3 protein-coding genes and 2 tRNA genes are annotated in these 3,014 nt (G+C 69.2%); 2 read left to right on the forward strand and 3 right to left on the reverse strand.

The window, feature by feature from the left end:
- The 3 genes from OCL97_RS22495 to OCL97_RS22505 all read right to left on the reverse strand — a co-directional run.
- A partial coding sequence (locus OCL97_RS22495) for a GTP-binding protein (RefSeq protein ID WP_199223561.1) occupies positions 1 to 86 on the reverse strand: 86 nt, incomplete at its 3' end.
- Between the two features lie 24 nt (positions 87 to 110).
- Positions 111 to 184 (reverse strand) — tRNA-Gly (locus OCL97_RS22500).
- Positions 185 to 236: 52 nt separating this feature from the next.
- Positions 237 to 322 (reverse strand) — tRNA-Tyr (locus OCL97_RS22505).
- 122 nt (positions 323 to 444) lie between these two features.
- Here OCL97_RS22505 and rlmB point away from each other — a divergent pair.
- Positions 445 to 1,242 (forward strand): 23S rRNA (guanosine(2251)-2'-O)-methyltransferase RlmB, encoded by a 798-nt coding sequence (gene rlmB, locus OCL97_RS22510; RefSeq protein ID WP_377371934.1) that lies wholly within the window; start codon positions 445 to 447, stop codon positions 1,240 to 1,242.
- 127 nt (positions 1,243 to 1,369) lie between these two features.
- On the forward strand, positions 1,370 to 3,014 hold a 1,645-nt coding region (locus tag OCL97_RS22515), incomplete at its 3' end, for a stalk-specific protein X (protein WP_377371935.1).

Genomic DNA, 3,014 nt, shown 5'->3' on the forward strand with positions numbered 1-3,014 from the left:
GTCAGCGTCGTCTTGCCATGGTCAACGTGACCAATCGTGCCGATGTTGCAGTGCGGCTTATTGCGTTCGAACTTTTCCTTGGCCATGGGATCCTACGGGCGTTTGAGAGATGGAGCGGGTAGCGGGAATCGAACCCGCGTATTCAGCTTGGAAGGCTGCTGCACTACCATTGTGCTATACCCGCCGAGGTGGGTGCTCGTGACCGAGCCTCCATTATAGAGCGTCGCTCCGGCGCGTGGTGGGGGAAGTAGGACTCGAACCTACGAAGGCGTACGCCAGGGGATTTACAGTCCCCCCCCTTTGCCACTCGGGACATTCCCCCAGCGCGCTCGGAGCCTCACCGAAGGCCGAACAAAACCCTCCGCTGATCGGTGCGACCGGTGTTAAAGCCGGGCGCGAGCAGCGGAAAACCAGTCCGGTCCCCGATTTGGAGTGCGCCTTATAGTGTCGTCACACAGCGAACGCAACGCGCCCTGGAAGGGTTCTAAAAATGGGCAGCGCGGACGAGGTTCCGGACGGCGCGAGGTCGTGTCCGACGACTGGCTGTGGGGCTGGCACGCGGTCACCGCCGCCCTGGCCAATCCGGCCCGCGAACCGGCTGACCGGCTGCTGGCCACGGCCGACAGGGCCAGGGAGCTCACCGCCCGATTCGGCAGGAACCCGGCGCTGGAGATCGTCGAGACCGGTGTCATCAGCCACAACCTGCCCGGCGGCGCGGTCCACCAGGGCCTGGCCCTGCAGATCGCCATGCTGGATTCGGTCGCGCTGGAGGAATTCGATGCCAAGCCCGGCGCCGTCATCCTGATGCTCGATCAGGTGACCGACCCGCAGAACGTCGGCGCCATCCTGCGCTCAGCGGCGGCCTTCGGGGCCAGCGGCGTCATCCTGCAGGATCGGCATGCGCCCAAGCTGACCGGGGCCCTGGCCAAGGCCGCCGCCGGCGCCGTGGACCAGATTCCCACCTCGCATGTGGTGAACCTGTCGCGGGCGCTTGAGACCCTGGCAGACCTCGGCTGGCGGGCCGTGGGCCTGGACGGTTCGGCGCCTCAAACCCTGGAACAGGCTCTCGACGGCGCTCCGACCGTACTGGTGCTGGGTTCGGAGGGCGACGGCCTGCGCCGCCTCGTGGCCGAACATTGTGACGCCCTGGGCAAGATTCCCATGCCGGGCGGGTTCGAGAGCTTGAACGTGTCGGCCGCCGCCGCAGTGGCGCTCTATGAGGCAAGCCGTACTCGCGCCTGAGGTGAATCGGATACCCGTCACACGATTCAGGCTTTTGCTTTCTCCTCCAGAGCGTGATTTGTTGCGCAACTGTTAAGGTTTAGGACCAGTGTACGGTTCTGAATCTCGGCATGGGATGGGGGCCCCAATGGCGATTACGATTACCAAGTTGATGTTGCGTGGCGCGACCACGGCGGCGCTTCTGGCGCTCGCCGCCTGTAGCGGACCAAGTTCTCACGAGGTCGCCCCGCCACCGGACGCCTATACCCAGGCCCCGCCTCCCGAGCTGATGGGCGGCGCCCCCGGCGCACGCTATGACAGCAGCGGGCTGGCTGGCGGCCCCAGCGGGGGCCAAGCCGCCCAGGGCTCCGCCTATCGGGAACCGCCGCGCAACGTGAATCGCCTCGTCACCTACCGGCGCGCCGACGGCGTGCTCGTTACCGCCATGCGGCCGGTGCCGAATCCCGAAGACATGTCGGCCCGTGAACGCCGGCTGGTCTACGGCAACCGCTATGCGCCGAGGGCCTATGTCTCGGCCCCGCCACGCGTCCGCCGGCCTGCGTCCCAGGCCTATTACGCTCCGGCCAAGCCGGTCGCCCGGCCAGCCGTGGCCGCGGCCCGGCCGGCGGTCGTGGCCGCAAAGCCGCTTGCGCCCAAGCCGCTCGCTCCCGCCGCCAAGCCGGTGGTCGCCGCGGCGCCCAAGGTCATTGAACAGGCCAAGCCCGCGGCGGCGCCGAAGCCGGCGCCGGTCCTGGCCAAGACGCCCCAGCCCACCTTCCCGGCCACGGGCCTTCCGGCGCCCGCCGATCCCAAGCTCGCCAAGCTGCAGACCGCGGTCGGCGGCGAAGTGGCGTCGGGCTCCAAGCTCACCGTGCCGGACGCGGTCACCAAGGGCGAGGCCGGCCAGGTGAGCCTGGGCCTGCCGCAGACCCTGCTGGCGACCCTCCAGCGGGAGGCCGCCAAACTCGGTCTCACCAAGGCCGCCAAGAATGGTGAGGTGACCGCCACCCTCTCCGGGACCGGCTACGAAATCACCCCGAACGGTCCCCAGACCGCCAAGCTGAAGACCGGCGAGGCCGCCGCCTTCAACTGGCAGGTCAAGCCGGGCGCCGGCGAACGCGGTCCGCTGAAGGCCGACGTCGACGCGGGCCTGACCGGTGTGAAGCCGCCGATGACCTTCTCGCTGGCCAGCATCGAACAGGCGCTTGCCGCCGTGATGCCGCAGGCTCCGGCGAAGAAGCAGGGCTTCAGCTTCCAGGGCCTGCTCAGCAAGCTGACCATCCCAGGGATGAAGGACGTCTCGGTGCCTGGCGTGGGCAGCGTGCCCTCCAACAAGGTCGTGGCCGGGGCCCTGGTCCTCGCCGCGCTCGCCCTGTTGATCGCGCTTGCCCGCGGCGCCGGAGAGAGCCGTCGTCGCGCCGAGCGCCGCCGGAAGTTCCGCACCATGACTGACTACGGCGCGACCTCGCATCAAGAGCCGGACGACCAACACCACGGCGTCGCCGCGCCCCTGGCCGCCGCGGCGGCCGGAGCGGCGGCGGCCGGCGCGGTCGCCGCACATCACCACGACGAAAGCCATGGCGACAGCCACGGCCACGATGCGCACGGCGCCCATGACACCCATGCGGCGCACGACGACCACGCGGCGCATGACGCCCACGGGCACGCCGACAATCATGGCCACGACAGCCATGCGGCCGACGATCACGGCCACGGGGCGCACGACGACCACGCGGCGCATGACGCCCACGGGCACGCCGACAATCATGGCCACGACAGCCATGCGGCCGACG

It is taken from the genome of Phenylobacterium ferrooxidans (genome assembly GCF_042714595.1).
In the GTDB taxonomy this organism is placed as follows: Bacteria; Pseudomonadota; Alphaproteobacteria; order Caulobacterales; family Caulobacteraceae; genus Phenylobacterium; species Phenylobacterium ferrooxidans.